The organism is Kitasatospora sp. NPDC004614, from assembly GCF_042873675.1.
Lineage (GTDB): Bacteria > Actinomycetota > Actinomycetes > Streptomycetales > Streptomycetaceae > Kitasatospora.
On record NZ_JBIALR010000021.1, the window covers coordinates 57,009 to 75,216 of the forward strand.

Below are 18,208 nucleotides of genomic sequence, written 5' to 3' on the forward strand. Positions count from 1 at the left end.
ATATATCCAAACAGCATCGGGCTGACCAGAGTTTCGAGCGCCCGCGTCGGCACCCGTTTCAGCTCTTCCCCTGATCCCCCGGCTGATCCCCCGGCCCACTCGGCGGGCTGTTCTCGCCCCGCAGGGCCGCCAGCCGGTGCCGGTACTCCTCCACCTCGATCTCGCCCCTGGCCAGCCGTTCGGCCAACAGCCGCTCCGCCTCCGGGACCTGGCTCTGCGGCGGGCTCCCCCACTGCGGCCCGTCCGACCGCCCGTCCGACCGCCCGCCCGTCCGCCGCGTCGAGGACGCCCGCCACAGCGCGGCCAGCACGACGATCACCAGCAGCCCGAACAGCATGAACGTGATCCCGGGCAGCACCCACGACCAACCGCCGTGGTGGTAGTACCCGTGGTGCCAATACATGACCATCACCCGCCACCGCACCCGAACGGTGCGCCGCTTCCAGTCTGCGCCTCACCCGGCGGGGACGGCGCCCGGCGGCCGTCAGGCCGGGGTGGGCATCAGGTCGGGTGGCCGTCAGGCCGGGGTGGGCATCAGGTCGGGTGGCCGTCAGGCCGGGGTGGCCGTCAGGCCGGGGTGGTGGAGAGCAGCACGGGTGCGCCACCGGAGATGTCGTAGACCCGGACGTCGGCATCGGTGGTGACCACGATCCGGTCGGGCCCGTCCCAGCTCGCGGCTTCGAGTACGCCCTCGCCCTGCCACTTCCCGACCTCGGAGAACACCGTCCACCGCCGGGCCGACCAGCCGGAGCCGTTCTCCACCTGGACGAACCAGCCCTGGCTCTCCGCCTCCATCCCCAGCTCGCCCAGACGCAGCACCCGCAGCGCCCGGTCCGCGCCGTCGGGCGCCGCCTCGCGCTTCGTCACGCGGTGGTCGGGGCCGCCGTGAAACAGCGCCGGGGCGCAGGCCAGCGCCCCCAGCATCCCGACCCACAGGAGCGTCACCGGCCACCGGCCGCCGCTCCGGCCCAGCACCGCCACGGCCGCCAGGAACAGCGCCACGGCCGTCAGGCACAGCGTGACCGGCCGGCCGAGCAGCTCGGCCACCGCCATCCGGCCGCCGGACCGGCCCTCCCAGGTGCCCCACCACGCGGCGGCCACCGCCAGCACACCACCGGCCGCGAACAGCCCGCCCAACCAACTGCGCATCGGTCTCCCCTCCCTGGTAGGTCACCCTAGCCGGGCGGGTCGCCTGACCGGTCGTCAGGCCGCTTCGTCGCCGCCCCAGTCGATGCCGATCTCGGCGAGCCAGCGGCGGTCCTCCGCGTCCGGCTGGGCGTCGGGCTGGGGCGTCGGTTCGCCGGGGCGGGACGGTGGGCGCGGGATGTACTGGACCGGGCCGACGCCGTAGCGGGCGGCGGCCTCGTCGGCGGCCGGGTCACCGGGTTCGAGGACGCCGATGTGGATGGCTTCCTCGTCGCCCGGGTCGAGCACGGTGAGTTCGGGGTGCGGCGGGCGGCGCAGCGCGATGCGGCGGCCGCACTGCGGGCAGGACCATTCGTCGGCGCCGGAGCCGAGCCGTCCGGTGAGTCTCATCTGGTGGATCGGTGGTGGCATTGGACTTCCCCCGTCCAAAGCTGTCTTCGTCCCTGTCGAGTCCCTACCGGGAAGATGCCCGTTCACGGCCGGTCGTCAACCCGGTGCAGGGGTGTCATTGGGGGAACAGGCGGTGTCATTCCAGGAACAGTTGACGGGTCGTCGCCGACTGTTCGATGGCTTCCAGTCGGGCCTCCGCGCCGGGGATCTCGTCGCACATCGCCTGGAGCAGGACCCGGCCGAGCATCATCGGGGCGCAGGCGGTGTCGAAGACCAGGCCGGTGCCGACGGCGGCGGGCAGCATCACGTCGGAGAGTTTGGCGACGGGGGCGAACGCGGAGTCGGCGACGGTCAGGACGGTCAGTCCGCACTCGCGGGCGACGGTGAGGGCGTCCATCAGTTCGCGCGGGTAGCGGGGCAGCGCGAAGCAGAGCAGGGCGGTGGCTCCGGCGGCGACGGCCTGTTCGAGGCGGTCGGCGAGCATCGAGCCGCCCTCGTCGATCAGCCGGATGTCGGGGTGGACCTTGGCGGCGAAGTAGGAGAAGCCGCCGGCCTGGGCGGAGGCGGCGCGCAGGCCGAGCACCGGCAGTGGGCGGGAGGCGGCCAGGATCCGGGCGGCGCGGACGATCGGCGCGGGGTCGGCGAGCAACTCGGCCAGGTTCCGCAGGTGTTCGATCTCGGCGAGCACGGCCTGCTGGTGCTCGTTGCGGACCACGTCGTGGTGGCTCTCGGGGGCGGCGGCCTCGCCGACGCCGAGTTCGCGCAGCTGCTTGCGCAGCGCCGGGTAGCCGTCGTAGCCGAGCGCGACGGCGAACCGGGTGACGGACGGCTGGCTGACGCCGGCGAGTTCGGCGACCTCGACGCTGGACAGGAACGGCGCCTCGGTGGCGTGCCGGACCAGTGAGTGGGCGATCCGCCGCTGAGTGGGGGTCAGCCGGTGGCCCTCGAAGAGCTGGAGCAGCCGGGCAGAGGGCCCGGTGGTCGTTCCGGTCTCGTCAAGGGCGGGCATGTTCGGGTACCTCCACATTCGGTTGGACGTTCGCCGGTGGCTTCGGCGGTGGGACGACTGTGGCGCAGTCCCGGCAGGTGGGCAATGGCGTTTCGCCAAGCGGGACGGGCGCGTTCGGACAGTAGTCCGGCGCGCCCGTCCTGTGTCGTGCCCTTAGGCGAGCGGGCCGGTCACCTGCTCCACGGCCCCGATCAGTGTGCCGGAGGCGACCAGCTCGGCGGCGGCCTCCAGGTCCGGGGAGAGGAAGCGGTCCCGGCCGGGCCCGCCGACGCCGGCCGCGCGGGCGGCGGCGACCGCGGCGGCGGTCGCCGGGGCGAGCACCCCGGTCTCCTCGGCGGCCTGTTCCCGTATCTCCAACGCCCGTGCGGAGGCGACGAGTTCGACGGCCAGCACGCGGCCGAGGTTGGCCACCGCCTGGCGCAGCTTGCGGGCCGCGGACCAGCCCATCGAGACGTGGTCCTCCTGCATCGCCGAGGACGGGATGGAGTCCACCGAGGCGGGCACCGCGAGCCGCTTGTTCTCGCTGACCAGCGCGGCCTGGGTGTACTGGGCGATCATCAGACCGGAGTCCACGCCCGGGTCGTCGGCGAGGAACGCGGGCAGGCCGTGCGAGCGGGCCTTGTCGAGCAGCCGGTCGGTGCGGCGCTCGGAGATCGAGGCGAGGTCGGCGGCGGCGATCGCCAGGAAGTCCAGCACATAGGCGACGGGCGCGCCGTGGAAGTTGCCGTTGGACTCGACCCGGCCGTCGGGCAGCACCACCGGGTTGTCGACGGACGCGGCGAGTTCGCGGTCGGCGACCAGCGCGGCGTGCGCCAGGGTGTCGCGGCCGGCGCCGGCCACCTGCGGGGCGCAGCGGATCGAGTAGGCGTCCTGGACCCGCGGCGCGTCGTCCTGGTGGTGGCCGGTGAGGCCGGAACCACGCAGCACGGCAAGCATGTTGGCGGCGGCGGCGGCCTGGCCGGGGTGCGGACGGATCGGGGCGTGCAGTTCGGGGGCGAGCACCTTGTCGGTGCCGAGCAGCGCCTCCAGCGTCATCGCGGCGGTGATGTCGGCGGTGGTGTACAGGCGCTGGAGGTCGGCGAGGGCCATCACCAGCATGCCGAGCATGCCGTCGGTGCCGTTGATGAGGGCCAGGCCCTCCTTCTCCAGCAGTTCGACGGGTTCGATGCCGGCGGCGGCGAGCAGTTCGGCGGCGTCCTTCTCGACGCCGTCGGGGCCGAACGCGGTGCCCTCGCCCATCAGGACGAGCGCGCAGTGCGAGAGCGGGGCGAGGTCGCCGGAGCAGCCGAGCGAGCCGAACTCCCGTACCGCGGGGGTGATTCCGGCGTTCAGCAGGGCGGCCATGGTCTGGGCGACCAGCGGGCGGACGCCGGTGCGGCCGGAGGCCAGCGTCTTCATCCGCAGGAACATCAGCGCCCGGACCACCTCGGTCTCCACCAGCGGGCCCATGCCGGCGGCGTGCGAGCGCACCAGCGAGCGCTGGAGCTGGGCCCGCAGTTCGGGGCTGATGTGGCGCACCGCCAGTGCGCCGAAGCCGGTGGAGACCCCGTACACCGGGCGGGGTTCGGCGGCGAGGGCGTCGATCCGGGCCCGCGCGGCGGCCATCTCGGCGAGCGCGTCCGGCCCGATCTCCACCCTGGCCCCGCCCCGGGCGACGGCGAGGACATCCTGGGCGCTGACGTCGGCCTTGCCGACCTGGACGACGACACTGTGCATATCCATATGCACATTCTCATCAGGTGAATGCGGATATGACAAGCAACCGGCGCCGCGTCCCCGGATGGTTGACTGGCCCGCGGAGGTGCGACACGGATGGCGCGGGCAACGGTACGGCGGCGAGTGGTGCGGCTGGACGGCGGGGAGCGCGGGGCGCGACCCGACAGTCTGGCGGCGGAGGAGCCGCTGGAGATCCGGATCGGCGGCGAGGCGCTGACCGTCACCATGCGCACCCCGGGGCACGACTTCGACCTGGTGGCGGGCTTCCTGGTCGGCGAGGGCCTGGTCGGCGCCACCGAGGAGCTCGCCGCGCTGCGCTACTGCGCGGGCACCGACGAGGACGGCGCCAACACCTACAACGTGGTCGACGCGACCGTCCGCGGCGCCCGCCCCGCACTGTCCGCGCACCGCAACCTGCTCACCACCAGCGCCTGCGGCCTGTGCGGACGCGACACCGTGGACGCCGTGCGCACCCGCAGCCGCTGGGACGTCTCCGCCGACCCGCTGACGCTCGACCCGGAGGTGCTGTACGCCCTGCCGGAGCGGCTGCGCGCCGCCCAGCGCACCTTCGACTCCACCGGCGGCCTGCACGCCGCCGCGCTGTTCGCCGCCGACGGCACCCTGCTGTGCGCGCGCGAGGACGTCGGCCGGCACAACGCGGTGGACAAGGTGGTCGGCTGGGCGCTGCGCGAGGGCCTGCTCCCGCTGCGCGGGCACGTCCTACTGGTCTCCGGCCGGGCCTCCTTCGAACTGACCCAGAAGGCCGCGCTGGCCGGCCTGCCGCTGCTGGCGGCGGTCTCCGCGCCGTCCTCGCTCGCCGTCGACCTGGCCGAGGAGCTCGGCCTCACCCTGGTCGGCTTCCTGCGCGGCCGCACCGCGAACGTCTACACCCGCGCGGACCGGATCGTCGCCGACCCGCACGGGTGAATTCCTCAGCGCGGCCAGAAGCTGGTGCGCCAGGCGTGCGGCCCGTGCGCGGGGACGGGACGGGGAGTGCGGTTGATCCACGCGCTGGCCGGGCCGCTCGCGGAGGCCGACGCGGCCCCGGCGGCGGCCCGGGCTTGGACCACCGCCAGGACGGTGGCCAGCTCCTCGGGGGTCGGCTGCCCGTGCAGTACCTGAATGGGAGTCATGTCGCGGGGTGAACCCTTCTGCTACAGCGGGATGTTGCCGTGCTTCTTCGGCGGCAGCGCCTCCCGCTTGCCGCGCAGCGCCCGCAGCCCGCGGACGATGTGCTTGCGGGTCTCGCTGGGCGCGATGACCGCGTCGACGTAGCCGCGCTCGGCGGCCAGGTACGGGTTGAGCAGGGTGTCCTCGTACGAGGCGAGCAGCTCGGCCCGGCGCTCCTCGCCCCGGCCCTCCGCCTCGGCGGCGGCGATCTCCCGGCGGTGCAGGATGTTGACCGCGCCCTGCGCGCCCATCACGGCGATCTGCGCGGTCGGCCAGGCCAGGTTGAGGTCGGCGCCCAGGTGCTTGGAGCCCATCACGTCGTACGCGCCGCCGAAGGCCTTGCGGGTGATCACGGTGATCAGCGGGACGGTGGCCTCCGCGTAGGCGAAGATCAGCTTCGCGCCGCGGCGGATGATGCCGTCCCACTCCTGGCCGGTGCCGGGCAGGAAGCCGGGCACGTCGACGAAGGTCAGCACCGGGATGTTGAACGCGTCGCAGGTGCGCACGAAGCGGGCGGCCTTCTCGCTGGCGGCGATGTCCAGGCAGCCGGCCAGGTCCATCGGCTGGTTGCCGACCACGCCCACCGGGTGGCCCTCGACCCGGCCGAAGCCGACCACGATGTTGCCCGCGTACAGCGGCTGGACCTCCAGGAAGTCCCCGTCGTCCAGCACCCGCTCGATCACGTGGCGGATGTCGTACGGCTGGTTCGCCGAGTCCGGGACGATGGTGTCGAGTTCGAGGTCCTGCTCGGTGATCGTGAGGTCGGCCTGCTCGGGGTAGGCCGGCGGGTCGCTCAGGTTGTTGGACGGCAGGTACGACAGGAGGCTCTTGACGTACTCGATGGCCTCCTTCTCGTCGGCGGCCAGGTAGTGCGCGTTGCCGGACTTGGTGTTGTGGGTGCGGGCGCCGCCCAGCTCCTCCATGTCCACGGTCTCGCCGGTGACGGTCTTGATCACGTCGGGGCCGGTGATGAACATGTGCGAGGTCTTGTCGGCCATCACCACGAAGTCGGTGACCGCGGGCGAGTACACCGCGCCGCCCGCGCACGGGCCCATGATCAGCGAGATCTGCGGGATCACACCCGAGGCGTGCACGTTGCGGCGGAAGATCTCGCCGTACAGGCCGAGCGAGACCACGCCCTCCTGGATCCGGGCGCCGCCGGAGTCGTTGATGCCGATCATCGGGCAGCCGGTCTTCAGCGCGAAGTCCATCACCTTGACGATCTTCTCGCCGAACACCTCGCCCAGCGAGCCCCCGAACACCGTGAAGTCCTGGGCGAACACCGCGATCTGGCGGCCGTCCACGGTGCCGTAGCCGGTGACCACGCCGTCGCCGTACGGCCGGTTCTTCTCCTGGCCGAAGTTGGTCGAGCGGTGCCGGGCGAACTCGTCGAACTCCACGAACGAGTCCTCGTCCAGCAGTTCCAGGATCCGCTCGCGGGCCGTCAGCTTGCCCTTGGCGTGCTGCTTCTCGACCGCCGCGGCGGAACCGGAGTGCACCGCCTCGTCGATCCGCCGGCGCAGGTCGGCGAGCTTTCCGGCGGTGGTGTGCGGGTCGTGCGGTGCCTCGGCCATTGCGGTGGCTCTCCCTGCGTCCTCGGCCGCCGGCCCGGGGCGTGGAGGGTTACGGGCAGGGCGGCGCTGCGGTCTACCGTTGCGTAGCGTAGCCAGCGCGGGGGCGTCCGCGGCTATGGCCATCGACACATCGTGCCACTGCCCGGTTTGCGGGACGATGATGCGGCGTGCGGCTGTTGGCGACACCTCTAGGGTGGCTGGGGTGAGCACTCCCGAGAGCCCCCGTCCCCGTCGTTCCGGACTGCGCGGCTTCGGCCACGGCGGCCCGTCCCCGTGGACCGACCTGGACCGTCCCCCGCTCGACGAGGCGGCGCTGCGGCTCGACCTGCTGCGCCCCGGCGCGCTGTGGACCTCACTCGATGTGGTGAGCGAGACCGGCTCCACCAACTCCGACCTGGCCGCCCGCGCCAAGGACGGCGCGCCCGAGGGCGCGGTCCTGGTCGCCGAATCGCAGAGCGCCGCCCGCGGCCGGCTCGACCGCCGCTGGACGGCGCCGCCCCGCTCCGGGCTGTTCCTGTCGGTGCTGCTGCGCCCGCAGGGCGTGCCGATGGAACGCTACGGCTGGCTGCCGATCCTGATCGGCACCGCCGTCTCCGCCACCCTCGACCGGATCGCCGGCGTCCGCACCGGCCTGAAGTGGCCCAACGACCTGCAGGCCGAGGTCGACGGCCAGGAACGCAAGCTCGGCGGCATCCTCACCGAACTCTCCGGCGGCGCCGTCGTCGCCGGCCTCGGCCTCAACGTCACGCTGCGGCAGGCCGAACTGCCCGTCCCCACCGCCACCTCGCTCGCCCTCGCGGGCGCCGAGACCACCGACCGGGCGACCCTGCTGCGCGCCCTGCTGCGCGAGTTCGCCGAACTGTACGGCGAGTGGACGGCCGCCGCCGGCGACCCGCACGCCAGCGGACTGCTGCCCGCGTACACCGCCCGCTGCACCACTCTCAACCGGCCGGTGAAGGTCCAACTCCCCGGCGAGCGCGAGCTGCTGGGCGACGCGGTGGCCGTCGACGGCGACGGCCGACTGGTGGTCCGCACCGCCGACGGCACCCGGCACGCCGTCGCCGCGGGCGACGTGGTGCACGTCCGCCCGCAGAACTGACCGGCCCCCACCGGCCCGGTCTCACCCAGCGGGACCCTCGGGTCCGCTGCCGGGCGGATGCCCCGGATTACGCGATTCCGTGCGAACATTCCACCTGGCAGCGGTGTGAGGCTCGCCACTACCCCCTGCGGTGGTCGCGTAGCCGAACCCCGAGGACGGCAAGACACAAGTGCGCGAACGCACGGGGACGGACCGGTGACAGACAACGGCGGCGCCACCACGGGCTCCGGCAACGGCGGCACTCCCGCCGACGCGTACGACGGGACGGACGAGACCACCGTCGCGACCGACCTCGAGCGGCTGATCCTCGACGCGCCGCGCAAGTACACCCCGTACCAGGCCGCGCGCGCCGCCGAAGTCCCGATGGACCTCGCCACCCGCTTCTGGCGCGCCATGGGCTTCCCCGACATCGGCCAGTCCCGCGCCCTCAACGACAACGACGTGATCGCGCTGCGCCGCCTGGCCGGCCTGATCGAGTCCGGGCTGCTCAGCGAACCGATGGCGATCCAGGTCGCCCGCTCCACCGGCCAGACCACCGCGCGACTCGCCGGCTGGCAGATGGACACCTTCCTCGACAACCTCACCCAGCCCGTCGAACCCGGCCTCACCCGCTCCGACGTCGCCTACCCCCTGGTCGAACTGCTCCTCCCCGAGCTGGAACAGTTCCTGGTGTACGTCTGGCGCCGCCAACTCGCCGCCGTCACCGGCCGCGTCGTCCAGGCCGCCGAGGACACCGAGACCACCTCCGGCCGCCTCGCCGTCGCCTTCGCCGACCTGGTCGGCTTCACCCGGCTCTCCCGCCGCCTGGAGGAAGAGGAACTCGGCGAACTCGTCGAAGGCTTCGAGAACACCTGCTCCGACCTGATCGCCGGCCAGGGCGGACGCGTCGTCAAGACCCTCGGCGACGAGATCCTCTTCGTCTCCGAGGACCCCGCCACCGTCGCCGAGATCGCCCTCTCCCTGGTCGAGACCCTCGCCAAGGAGGACAACATGCCCGCCCTCCGCGTCGGCATGGCCTTCGGCACCGTCACCTCCCGCATGGGCGACGTCTTCGGCACCACCGTCAACCTGGCCTCCCGCCTCACCTCCATCGCCCCCAAGGACGCCGTCCTGGTCGACGGCGAACTCGCCACGGCGCTGGAACACAACGGCTCCGCGACACTCCCGGAGGGCACCCCTGCCCCCGGCCACCGCTTCCACCTCCAGCCCATGTGGCGCCGCCCGGTCCGCGGCCTCGGCCTGGTCGAGCCCTGGCTGCTGACCCGCACGCCCGCCTCCGGATCTTGATGTTCTGATCGGGTCGCCACGAACGTCAGGTCATTGCCCGTCCCGCGATCTTTCCGACGTTCGCCTTCCGCCTCGCGCAGTTCCGCCCCCTCGCTTCGCTGGGGGTACCCCCAGCGCCCCCGGTTTCGCTCTCACCTGCCCAGAAATCCACCCATACCGCCATAGGCTGGACGAAACGGCCCGTGGGAGGGAATGTGGCGGCGATGAGCGATCAGGTTGCGCCGGACTCGCGGTTGCAGGCGGTGGTGGAGCTCGCGCAGGCGATGGCGGGGGCGATGACGCCGCTGGAAGCGGTGAGCGCGGCGGCGGCCCGGGCGACGTCCGCGTTGGGGGCGACGATGGCGGCGGTCTCGGTGTGGGACCGCGAGTCGGGCCGGTTGCGGGTGCTGGTCAACCACGGGGAGCTCGCGCCGGGAGAGGAGGAGCTGCCCGAGGACGAGTCGTATCCGGTCGCTGACTTCCCGGAGATCGTGACGTACCTGGAGGAGCACTGGACCACCGGCCGACTCCCCCGCGCCTGGGTGCAGACGGCGGAGGATCTCGGTCCGCACGCCGGGCACCCGCTCCCGGCCTCCGGCGCGTTCTGCCGCTCGCGCGCCGCAGGCCTGCGACGGCGGGGCCGGGGCAGCTGCCTGGTCGCGCCGATCGTGCTGCACGGCCAGGCGTGGGGCGAGCTGTACCTGGCGCGCGGGATCGGGATGCCGGTGTTCACCGATGCCGACGCCGAGTACGCGACCCTGCTGGCCGCGCAGATCGCGGCGGGCCTCGCGCAGACCGAACGGGTCGCCGACCTGCGCCGGCTGGCGTTCACGGACGCGCTGACCGGCCTGGCCAACCGTCGCGCGGTGGATGCCCGGCTGGAGGAGGCGTTGAAGGCGCACACCCGGGACGGCGCGGTGGTGTCGCTGGTGGTGTGCGACGTGAACGGGCTGAAGCGGGTCAACGACCAGCTGGGCCACGAGATGGGCGACCGGCTGCTGGAGCGGTTCGCGCACCAGCTGTCGCTGTCGGCGGCGAAACTGCCGAACAGCCTCGCGGCGCGACTCGGCGGGGACGAGTTCTGCCTGCTCACGGAGGGCCAGTCCGCGGACGAGGTGGTCGCGGTCGCGGAGGAACTGTGCACCCGCGCACTGGAGTTGACGGACGGCGAGGGCGTCGCCTGCGGGATCGCCTCGACCGGGGACTCGATCGGCCCGGTGACCACGGCGGACCGCCTGTTCCGGCTGGCCGACGCCGCCCAGTACCGGGCGAAGGCCGCCCGGGCGGCGCACCCGGTGGTGGCCGGCCGGTCCCAGGGGCCGGGGTTCACCCCGGACCCGGTGGTGCAGCTCGCGGACAGCCGCCGCGCGCCGACCGGACGGCCCAACGGCGAACGGCGACGGTTCCGCGGCTCGGCACACAGCGCGGACCCGGGACAGCTCCTGGCGGCAGCACTGGCGGCGCTGGACCAGGGCGGCGTACAGGGCGCGGTGACGCATCCGGCCGACACGCTGGGGCGTCTGTCGGTGGTCGCGGAAACGGCGTCACGACTGCTCAACGCCGTCGGCTGGTGGGTGTCGTACGTACCGCCGGGCTCACCACTGATGCGCACCGCCCGGCACGCCGTGTACCGGATGACGGGCGGCCCCGCATCGGCCCGGGCCCGCACCCAGCGGGCCCAGATCGAGGCCCCGGACGCGGTCTTCGACCTGCGGCACTACCCGCTGACCGGCCGCGCGGTCACCGGCGGATCGTTCGCCCTGCGGGTCGGCGCACCGGGCAACGACCCCTCCGAGGAGGCCGTGATGGTGGTCTCCGGCTACCGCGCGATGGTCGCCGCGGGCGGCGCGAACCCTGCGGGCGGCTGGCTGCTCGAACTGTTCGCCGACGAGAGCACGCTCCCACTCGGCCAGGTCGCCCCGGCCCTCCGCGCGCTGGTGGCGGTGGCCCTCTCGGGGCCGTGCTCCCCACCGCCGTCCTGACCGGGTGCGGAACCAGGGAGAGCACAACCGGGGCGCGAGCGGGTGCGAAACCAGGGAGAGCACAACCGGGGGCGCGGGGAACTGCGCGAAGCGGAAGGCACCCAACCGCAAGATCGCGACGCAGGACAATGACCTGCACTTGATCGCGACCTTGCGGACGTGCTTTGCGCTTGTCGCGCAGTTCCGCCCCCTCGGCTTCGCCTGGGGGTACCCCCAGCGCCCCTGATGGTGCTCTCCCTAGCGCGCGAACCTGCGTCCCAACGCGAAGCTGCCCGGGCCCACGGCAGCAATGAGCAGGAACGCCCAGCAGAACAGCACAGCCGGCTCGCCGCCGTTCTGCAGCGGGAACAGCGCGTTCTCCTGGTGCACGGTGAAGTACGCGTACGCCATCGACCCGGAGGCAATGAGCGCGGCGGCCCGGGTGCCGATGCCGAACAGGACGAGCGCGCCGCAGGCGAGCTGGATGACGGCGGCGTACCAGCCGGGCCAGGTGCCGGCGGGGATGGTGCCGCCGCCGTGCGCCCCGCCGAGGACGCCGAACAGTGAGGCGGCGCCGTGGCAGGCGAACAGCAGGGCGGTGACGACCCGGTAGAGCGCGACGAAGTGCGGGCGGGCCGCGTCGGTGGCGGCTCTTGCGGTGGTGACGAGGTCGGACATGGGACTCCTCAGCCTGAACCAGTGGGGTGGTCTGCTGTGCGTGCCCTGACCTGGAGCCGACCTGCTGCCGGTTCGTGGGGGGAGTTCGGCGCCCCGCACGGCGCCGATCATGAACCGGACAAGTCAGCTGCTCCATTGCAGGGGTCGCGGAGCTCCGCGTCAAGCATGCGTCCGAACCATCACCCGTCCCAGGACTGAGTACGGATACTCAGGCGCCGCGCCGCACGCACGTTGCAGGCTGATCGAATGCTCTGGAAAGACCCCCGCGACGAGCCGTCGCCCGAGGCCCGCGAGGTGCAGCGCAGGCTGCGCCGCACGGCGGTGGTGCTGGCGGCGCTGGCCGTGATCGCGGCGGCGCTGGTGCTGGCCCGGCACGGTTAGGCTGAAGGCATGACCGCTCGCCGCCCGCTCGTTCTCGCGTCCGCCTCCCCCGCCCGGCTGGGCCTGCTGCGGCAGGCGGGCCTGGATCCGCACGTGCGGGTGAGCGGGGTGGACGAGGACGCGCTGTCCGCGCCGACACCCGGCGAGCTCGCGCTGGTGCTGGCGGTGGCGAAGGCCGGGAAGATCGCCGGTGAGCTGGCCGCCGAGCCGGGCGAGCCGCCGATCGTGATCGGCTGCGACTCGGTGCTGGAGCTGGACGGCCAGGCGCTCGGCAAGCCCGCCGACGCCGCCGAGGCGATCGAGCGCTGGCGCTCGATGCGCGGCCGCGCGGGCGTGCTGCGCACCGGCCACTGCGTGATCGACACCGCCACCGGCCGGCAGGCGCAGGCGACGGCGTCCACCACCGTCCGGTTCGGCACCCCGGACGACGCCGAGGTCGCCGCCTACGTCGCCTCCGGCGAACCGCTGCACGTGGCCGGGGCGTTCACCCTGGACGGCCGCTCCGCACCGTTCGTGGAGGGGATCGACGGCGACCCCGGCAATGTGATCGGCCTGTCGCTGCCGCTGCTGCGCCGCCTGCTCGCCGAGCTGGACGTCCGGATCACCGACCTCTGGGTCTGAACATAACCGCTCAGCCAGCCGCGGGCGCGTGCTTGGCCAGGTAGGCCTGGACGTCGGGCAGTGCGCCGTCCTTGAGCAGCGGGGCGCCGTGGTTGCCGCCGGGGTAGAGCTTCAGCTGCTTGTCCTCGGCCACCGAGGCCTCGTACAGCGCCTTGGCGTTGGCGTTGAAGGGGGCGTCCAGTTCCTCGGCGGCGAAGTAGGTCGGGATCTTCACCGACTTGACCGCGAGCGCCGCGTTGAACTGGCTGTACACGTCGGGCGAGCTGAGCGAGACCACGGCCTTGATCGGCAGCGGGCTGTCCAGTTTGGCGGCGACCAGGGAGGCGGCGGCGCCCTTGGAGGCGCCGATCAGGGCGATGCTGGTGACGCCCTTCTCCTTGAGGCGGTTGGCGGCGGCCTTGATGCCCTCGGTGACGTCGCCCTCGCTGGTGAAGGCCATCACGGCATACCCGGCCTTGGTGAACTCGCCGAACACCGGCGCCCATTCGCACAGCGAGCCGCTCAGCTGGTGGGAGAGGATCAGCGCGGTCTTCGCCCCGCCGGCGTCCGAGTCCTGGTAGTAGGCGTCCAGCTCGGTGCCGCCCGCGGTGCCCGCGTCGAGGGCGAAGGAACCCTTTGCCGCCTGCGACTTCGTCAGGCACCCGTAGGTCGCGGCGGTGGGTTCCGGGGTGGCCGCGGCCTTGGTCGAACTGCCGCTGCTGGAACAGGCGGTGAGCGCCAGGGCGGTCGCGGCGAGTGCGACGGGCAGCATGGAGCGCTTCACGATTCCCCCGTGAATTATTCGGATATGTGATGGTGGCTGCGACGCTAGGGACGGCCACCGAACCCGGTCAATGGTCTGAACCATTCCGTTATGTCGGCCCGCGAAGAGAGTGACCGGATTCCGGTTCGCAAGGTGCGGAATCGGACAGAACCGGGGGCGTACATCTGTTGCACAGTTCCACCCCCGGGGCCGGTGGGCCGCCGTTAGGCTGGCGAGCCGGACCGGAAAGGGGCGTTGAGGAGCGGAACATGACCGATGGGGTGCTCAACGTCGTGCTGGGACTGGTCGCTTCGGCGATCAGCGCCGGCCTGGGCTGGCTGGCGCAGACGGTGCGCCGGCGCCGCCGGCTGGAGCGGGAGCGCGCGTTCTTCGGGCTGCAGTCCGGCGGCGAGGCGCTGCTGGTCGCCAATCGGCAGGCCTCCTCGTCCAATCCGCACAGCGTGGCCCGTGACGACGTGTACGCGCTGATGGAAGTGGCCGCGCTGGTCCGCGAGTGCGGGGCCCGGTCCGTGCTGACCTCGCACGACGAGGTGCGTCAGGGGCTGGGCGACAAGACCGAGTTCTGCGTGGGCGGTCCGGAGAGCAACGTGCGGACCGGTGCGCACCTGGCGTCCTGGCTGCCCGGCGCGGTGTTCGTCGCCCCGCCGGACGGTGCCGGGCATCCGGTCCGCACGCTGCTGGTCGGGGAGCGGGAGTTCGCCTTCCGGACGCCCGCCGAGCAGCCGGGCGGGACGGCGTACGTGCTGCTGGCCCGGATACACCTGCGGCCGGGCAGCCGGCCGGTGTTCCTGATCGCCGGTCAGACCGCGGTCTCCAACCACGCGGCGGTGCGCTACCTGGCCGCCCACCACCGCTCGCTGGCCCGCCGGCACGGCCCGGACGGGGCGTTCGCGGTGGTGCTGCGGGTGGTCAACGCCCGGGCGTACGGCCCGGACGTGGTCGAGTTCGAGGCGGACGTGACCGCCGAGGCGACCGCCCCGCCGCAGCCGGCGGCCGCTTGAACCATGCTCCGGCGTGGCTGAGGCCACCCGGTCCACCGTGTTTCCCACGCGACCCGCGCGCCCTGCGCGCCCCGCGACCTGCGGTGCGTCGCCAATCGCCGTCGTCCGCAAGGAAGTCGGGAAACCCGAGCGTGTGAGCACGCTCACCACCAGGGACTACTCGCCGGTAGCGCCCTTCAATCCATAGACTCGACGAGGTTCGAGAAGGGAGCCACAGTGCGCAAGGTGCTCATCGCCAATCGCGGCGAAATCGCTGTCCGCGTCGCCCGGGCGTGCCGGGATGCCGGTATCGCGAGTGTCGCCGTGTATGCCGAGCCGGACCGGGACGCGCTGCACGTGCGGGCGGCCGACGAGGCGTACGCGCTGGGCGGCGACACCCCCGCGAGCAGTTACCTGGACATCGCGAAGGTCCTGAAGGCGGCCGCCGATTCGGGCGCGGACGCGATCCACCCCGGCTACGGCTTCCTCTCGGAGAACGCCGACTTCGCCCAGGCCGTCCTGGACGCCGGCCTGACCTGGATCGGCCCGCCGCCGCAGGCCATCCGCGACCTCGGCGACAAGGTCACCGCCCGGCACGTGGCGCAGCGCGCCGGTGCCCCGTTGGTGGCCGGTACTGCCGACCCGGTGTCGGGTGCGGACGAGGTTGTCGCGTTCGCGTCGGAGCATGGTCTGCCGGTCGCCATCAAGGCGGCGTTCGGTGGCGGTGGTCGTGGTCTGAAGGTCGCCCGTACGCTGGAGGAGATTCCGGAGCTGTACGAGTCGGCGGTGCGCGAGGCGGTGGCCGCGTTCGGCCGCGGTGAGTGCTTCGTCGAGCAGTACCTGGACAAGCCGCGGCACGTCGAGACCCAGTGTCTGGCCGATCAGCACGGCAACGTGGTGGTGGTCTCCACGCGTGACTGCTCGTTGCAGCGTCGCCACCAGAAGCTGGTCGAGGAGGCGCCCGCGCCGTTCCTGACGGCGGAGCAGAATGCCGAGCTGTACCGGGCGTCCAAGGCGATCCTGCGCGAGGCGGGCTACGTCGGCGCCGGTACCTGCGAGTTCCTGGTCTCCCAGGACGGTCTGATCTCCTTCCTGGAGGTCAACACCCGCCTCCAGGTCGAGCACCCGGTGTCCGAGGAGGTCACCGGCCTGGACCTGGTCCGCGAGATGTTCCGGATCGCCGACGGCGAGGAGCTCGGCTACGACGACCCGGAGGTCCGCGGTCACTCCTTCGAGTTCCGGATCAACGGCGAGGACCCGGGCCGGGGCTTCCTGCCCGCGCCCGGCACCGTCACGCTGTTCGCCCCGCCGTCCGGCCCGGGCGTGCGGCTGGACGCCGGCGTCGAGTCCGGCTCGGTCATCGGCCCCGCCTGGGACTCGCTGCTGGCCAAGCTGATCGTCACCGGCACCGACCGCAAGCAGGCCCTGCAGCGCGCCAAGCGCGCCCTGGAGGAGTTCAAGGTGGAGGGCATGGCCACCGCCATCCCGTTCCACCAGGCCGTGGTCACCGACCCCGCCTTCGCCCCCGAAGTGCACGGCTCCGAGGGCCCGTTCACGGTCTTCACCCGCTGGATCGAGACCGAGTTCGACAACACCATCCCGGCGTTCGCGGGCGCCGGCGGCGACGGCGAGGAGCCCGAGGGCCGCGAGACCGTGGTGGTCGAGGTCGGCGGCAAGCGCATCGAGGTGTCGCTGCCGTCCTCGCTGGGCGTCGCCTCGGCCCCGGCCGCGGGTGCCGCGGCAGGCAAGGCGAAGCGCCGGGTGGGCGCCAAGAAGGCCGCCTCCGCGGTCTCCGGCGACACCCTGGCCTCGCCGATGCAGGGCACCATCGTCAAGGTCGCCGTCGAGGAGGGCCAGGTCGTCGCCGAGGGCGAGCTGATCGTGGTCCTGGAGGCGATGAAGATGGAGCAGCCGCTGAACGCCCACAAGGCCGGCACCGTGGTCGGCCTGAAGGCCGAGGTCGGCCAGTCGGTCTCCAGTGGCGCCGCGCTCTGCGAGATCAAGGACGTCTGATCCGTCCAGGAAGGGCGGCGGGAGTTCACCAACTCCCGCCGCCCTTCCGGCTATTCGGCCGCCTCCAGCACCAACTGCTCGACGCCGCACAGGAACTGCGCCATCTGCGCGCGCTCCAGCAGCGCGCTGTCGGCGACCATCAGCAGCTCGATCGCGCCGGGCGCGGCGACCACGTCCACCGCGACGGACACCCCGGGGCGGGCCGGGAACGTGTCCGGGAAGCTCAACTCCCGCTCCACCAGCGGGACTTCGCCGACCCCGTCGAGCATCAGGGCGGCCAGTGGGTCCCGGGTGTCGTTCCAGATCACCGAGTGGTCGGCCAAGTCCTGTTCGGCGGCCCGCAGTTCGTCCAGGTCGGCGTCCAACTGCGGCTTGTGGTACCCGGAGTGGCGGTAGGCGCTGAGCGCCGGGCCCTGACAGCGGCGGACCGTCTCGTCGAACTCCCCGGCCAGCTCCGGAAGATGGAACAGGCCCTCCTGGGCGAGCGTGGTGACGGCCTCGGCGGACTGCGCGGTGAACCGGTTGCCGACCACCACCTGGAACAGCACCTCGCGCTGCCCGCCCAGCCGCCCCAGTTCGGTCGCGGCGGCGGCCAGCAGCACCGTGGCGTCGCTGGTCCGCAGCCGGGCCGCGGCCCGCGGCAGCGCGGCGGCCAGCTCCGGGGAACGCAGCACCGCGAGCGGGAACCGCCGCTCCGGGTCCGGTTCGCCGTCCGGGCGCGGGAGTTGGGCGCGCGGGCCGGAGCTCAGCTTGTCCCGCCAGTACCGGCGGGCGGCGGCGTCCCGGCGGCGGCCGCGCGGCGAGTCCTGCTCGGCGGCCTCTTCCAGCGGCTGTGTGAAGTCCCGTTCGGCGCGCAGCTCGTCGGCGCTCCGCCCGGCGGCCAGCAGCGTCAGGTCGCGGACGGCGCGGCGCATCCCCCAGCCGTCCGAGGCGGTGTGCGACAGCACCAGCACGGTCTGCCGGACCAGCCCGTCGACCAGCACCAGGCCGAGCCGCACCGGCCACTCGCGCGGCAGGTCGAACGGCCGGCCGGCGAACTCGGCGAGCAGCTCCGCCGCCGCCCCGGCGGCCCGCTCGGCGCTGGAGCGGTGCAGCACGGCGACCGGCAGCGCCCCGTCCGCGTCCACCTCCTGCACCAGCTCGCCGTCCCGCTCGACCAGCCGGGTGCGCAGCGCGTCGTGCAGGTGCAGCAGCTCGGTGAAGGCGCGCAGCGCCGTCTCCAGCGGCAGGCCGGGCTCGACGGGCGCCGACAGCCGCAGGTTGTAGCGCGGCGAGTCGGGGCCCAGCTTGACCAGCGCGGTGTGGATGGCCCGCTGGCCCCAGGTCGCGGGGCCCCGCCCGCCCCGCGCCGCCCGGACCGTCAACTCCGTTGTGCGGTCGAGCCGTTCACTCGATGCGTCCATGAGGCCAGACGCTACAAGCGGGGCGGGTGGAACGGAAC

At 73.0% G+C, this 18,208-nt stretch carries 18 protein-coding genes; 8 read left to right on the forward strand and 10 right to left on the reverse strand.

Going from position 1 to position 18,208, the window contains the following annotated elements:
- Window positions 1-58 precede the first annotated feature (58 nt).
- The 5 genes from ACFYST_RS30985 to hutH form a co-directional block, all read right to left on the reverse strand.
- Window positions 59-403, reverse strand: a complete 345-nt coding sequence (locus tag ACFYST_RS30985; RefSeq protein WP_387867123.1) for an SHOCT domain-containing protein — start codon at window positions 401-403, stop codon at window positions 59-61.
- A gap of 164 nt (window positions 404-567) precedes the next feature.
- Window positions 568-1,149, reverse strand: coding sequence for a hypothetical protein (locus tag ACFYST_RS30990; RefSeq protein ID WP_387867126.1), 582 nt, complete (start codon window positions 1,147-1,149; stop codon window positions 568-570).
- A 54-nt stretch (window positions 1,150-1,203) separates the two neighbouring features.
- Window positions 1,204-1,536 carry a hypothetical protein gene (locus tag ACFYST_RS30995; RefSeq protein WP_387644845.1) on the reverse strand — a complete coding sequence of 111 codons (333 nt, stop codon included), beginning with the start codon at window positions 1,534-1,536 and terminating at the stop codon, window positions 1,204-1,206.
- 136 nt (window positions 1,537-1,672) lie between these two features.
- A complete protein-coding gene (locus tag ACFYST_RS31000) occupies window positions 1,673-2,545 on the reverse strand; it encodes a MurR/RpiR family transcriptional regulator (RefSeq protein WP_387867127.1) in 873 nt (290 codons plus the stop codon).
- A 153-nt stretch (window positions 2,546-2,698) separates the two neighbouring features.
- On the reverse strand, window positions 2,699-4,261 hold the full coding sequence (hutH, locus tag ACFYST_RS31005) for a histidine ammonia-lyase (protein ID WP_387645017.1): 1,563 nt from the start codon (window positions 4,259-4,261) through the stop codon (window positions 2,699-2,701).
- A 96-nt stretch (window positions 4,262-4,357) separates the two neighbouring features.
- Here hutH and fdhD point away from each other — a divergent pair, with 96 nt between their 5' ends.
- On the forward strand, window positions 4,358-5,188 hold the full coding sequence (gene fdhD, locus ACFYST_RS31010) for a formate dehydrogenase accessory sulfurtransferase FdhD (protein ID WP_387867130.1): 831 nt from the start codon (window positions 4,358-4,360) through the stop codon (window positions 5,186-5,188).
- A 5-nt stretch (window positions 5,189-5,193) separates the two neighbouring features.
- Here fdhD and ACFYST_RS31015 read toward each other — a convergent pair whose 3' ends face one another.
- On the reverse strand, window positions 5,194-5,394 hold the full coding sequence (locus tag ACFYST_RS31015; RefSeq protein ID WP_387867132.1) for an acyl-CoA carboxylase subunit epsilon: 201 nt from the start codon (window positions 5,392-5,394) through the stop codon (window positions 5,194-5,196).
- Window positions 5,395-5,415: 21 nt separating this feature from the next.
- Window positions 5,416-7,005 (reverse strand): acyl-CoA carboxylase subunit beta, encoded by a 1,590-nt coding sequence (locus ACFYST_RS31020; RefSeq protein WP_387644835.1) that lies wholly within the window; start codon window positions 7,003-7,005, stop codon window positions 5,416-5,418.
- A gap of 202 nt (window positions 7,006-7,207) precedes the next feature.
- On the opposite strand from ACFYST_RS31020, the gene ACFYST_RS31025 reads away from it, so the two are divergent.
- From ACFYST_RS31025 to ACFYST_RS31035, 3 genes are all read left to right on the forward strand, one after another.
- Window positions 7,208-8,104 carry a biotin--[acetyl-CoA-carboxylase] ligase gene (locus ACFYST_RS31025; RefSeq protein ID WP_387867134.1) on the forward strand — a complete coding sequence of 299 codons (897 nt, stop codon included), beginning with the start codon at window positions 7,208-7,210 and terminating at the stop codon, window positions 8,102-8,104.
- Window positions 8,105-8,299: 195 nt separating this feature from the next.
- Window positions 8,300-9,391 (forward strand): adenylate/guanylate cyclase domain-containing protein, encoded by a 1,092-nt coding sequence (locus tag ACFYST_RS31030; protein ID WP_387644829.1) that lies wholly within the window; start codon window positions 8,300-8,302, stop codon window positions 9,389-9,391.
- Between the two features lie 203 nt (window positions 9,392-9,594).
- Window positions 9,595-11,352, forward strand: a complete 1,758-nt coding sequence (locus ACFYST_RS31035; protein WP_387867137.1) for a diguanylate cyclase domain-containing protein — start codon at window positions 9,595-9,597, stop codon at window positions 11,350-11,352.
- A 237-nt stretch (window positions 11,353-11,589) separates the two neighbouring features.
- Here the strand turns inward: ACFYST_RS31035 and ACFYST_RS31040 are convergent, their stop codons facing one another.
- Complete coding sequence (locus tag ACFYST_RS31040) at window positions 11,590-12,009, reverse strand: DoxX family protein (protein WP_387867138.1); 420 nt, start codon at window positions 12,007-12,009, stop codon at window positions 11,590-11,592.
- A 246-nt stretch (window positions 12,010-12,255) separates the two neighbouring features.
- On the opposite strand from ACFYST_RS31040, the gene mmpB reads away from it, so the two are divergent.
- Together mmpB and ACFYST_RS31050 are read left to right on the forward strand one after the other, a co-directional pair.
- Window positions 12,256-12,390, forward strand: a complete 135-nt coding sequence (gene mmpB / locus ACFYST_RS31045; RefSeq protein ID WP_387644821.1) for a morphogenic membrane protein MmpB — start codon at window positions 12,256-12,258, stop codon at window positions 12,388-12,390.
- 9 nt (window positions 12,391-12,399) lie between these two features.
- Window positions 12,400-13,011: a Maf family protein gene (locus tag ACFYST_RS31050; RefSeq protein ID WP_387867140.1), complete on the forward strand. Its 612-nt coding sequence runs from the start codon at window positions 12,400-12,402 to the stop codon at window positions 13,009-13,011.
- A 10-nt stretch (window positions 13,012-13,021) separates the two neighbouring features.
- Here ACFYST_RS31050 and ACFYST_RS31055 read toward each other — a convergent pair whose 3' ends face one another.
- Window positions 13,022-13,774 carry an alpha/beta hydrolase family protein gene (locus ACFYST_RS31055; RefSeq protein ID WP_387867143.1) on the reverse strand — a complete coding sequence of 251 codons (753 nt, stop codon included), beginning with the start codon at window positions 13,772-13,774 and terminating at the stop codon, window positions 13,022-13,024.
- Window positions 13,775-14,022: 248 nt separating this feature from the next.
- Here ACFYST_RS31055 and ACFYST_RS31060 point away from each other — a divergent pair, with 248 nt between their 5' ends.
- On the forward strand, window positions 14,023-14,775 hold the full coding sequence (locus tag ACFYST_RS31060) for a hypothetical protein (protein ID WP_387867145.1): 753 nt from the start codon (window positions 14,023-14,025) through the stop codon (window positions 14,773-14,775).
- Window positions 14,776-14,991: 216 nt separating this feature from the next.
- The gene (locus ACFYST_RS31065; protein ID WP_387867147.1) at window positions 14,992-16,767 is read left to right on the forward strand and encodes an acetyl/propionyl/methylcrotonyl-CoA carboxylase subunit alpha; all 1,776 of its coding nucleotides are present in this window, start codon (window positions 14,992-14,994) and stop codon (window positions 16,765-16,767) included.
- A gap of 50 nt (window positions 16,768-16,817) precedes the next feature.
- Here ACFYST_RS31065 and ACFYST_RS31070 read toward each other — a convergent pair whose 3' ends face one another.
- On the reverse strand, window positions 16,818-18,170 hold the full coding sequence (locus tag ACFYST_RS31070) for a condensation domain-containing protein (RefSeq protein ID WP_387867149.1): 1,353 nt from the start codon (window positions 18,168-18,170) through the stop codon (window positions 16,818-16,820).
- Window positions 18,171-18,208: the final 38 nt, after the last annotated feature.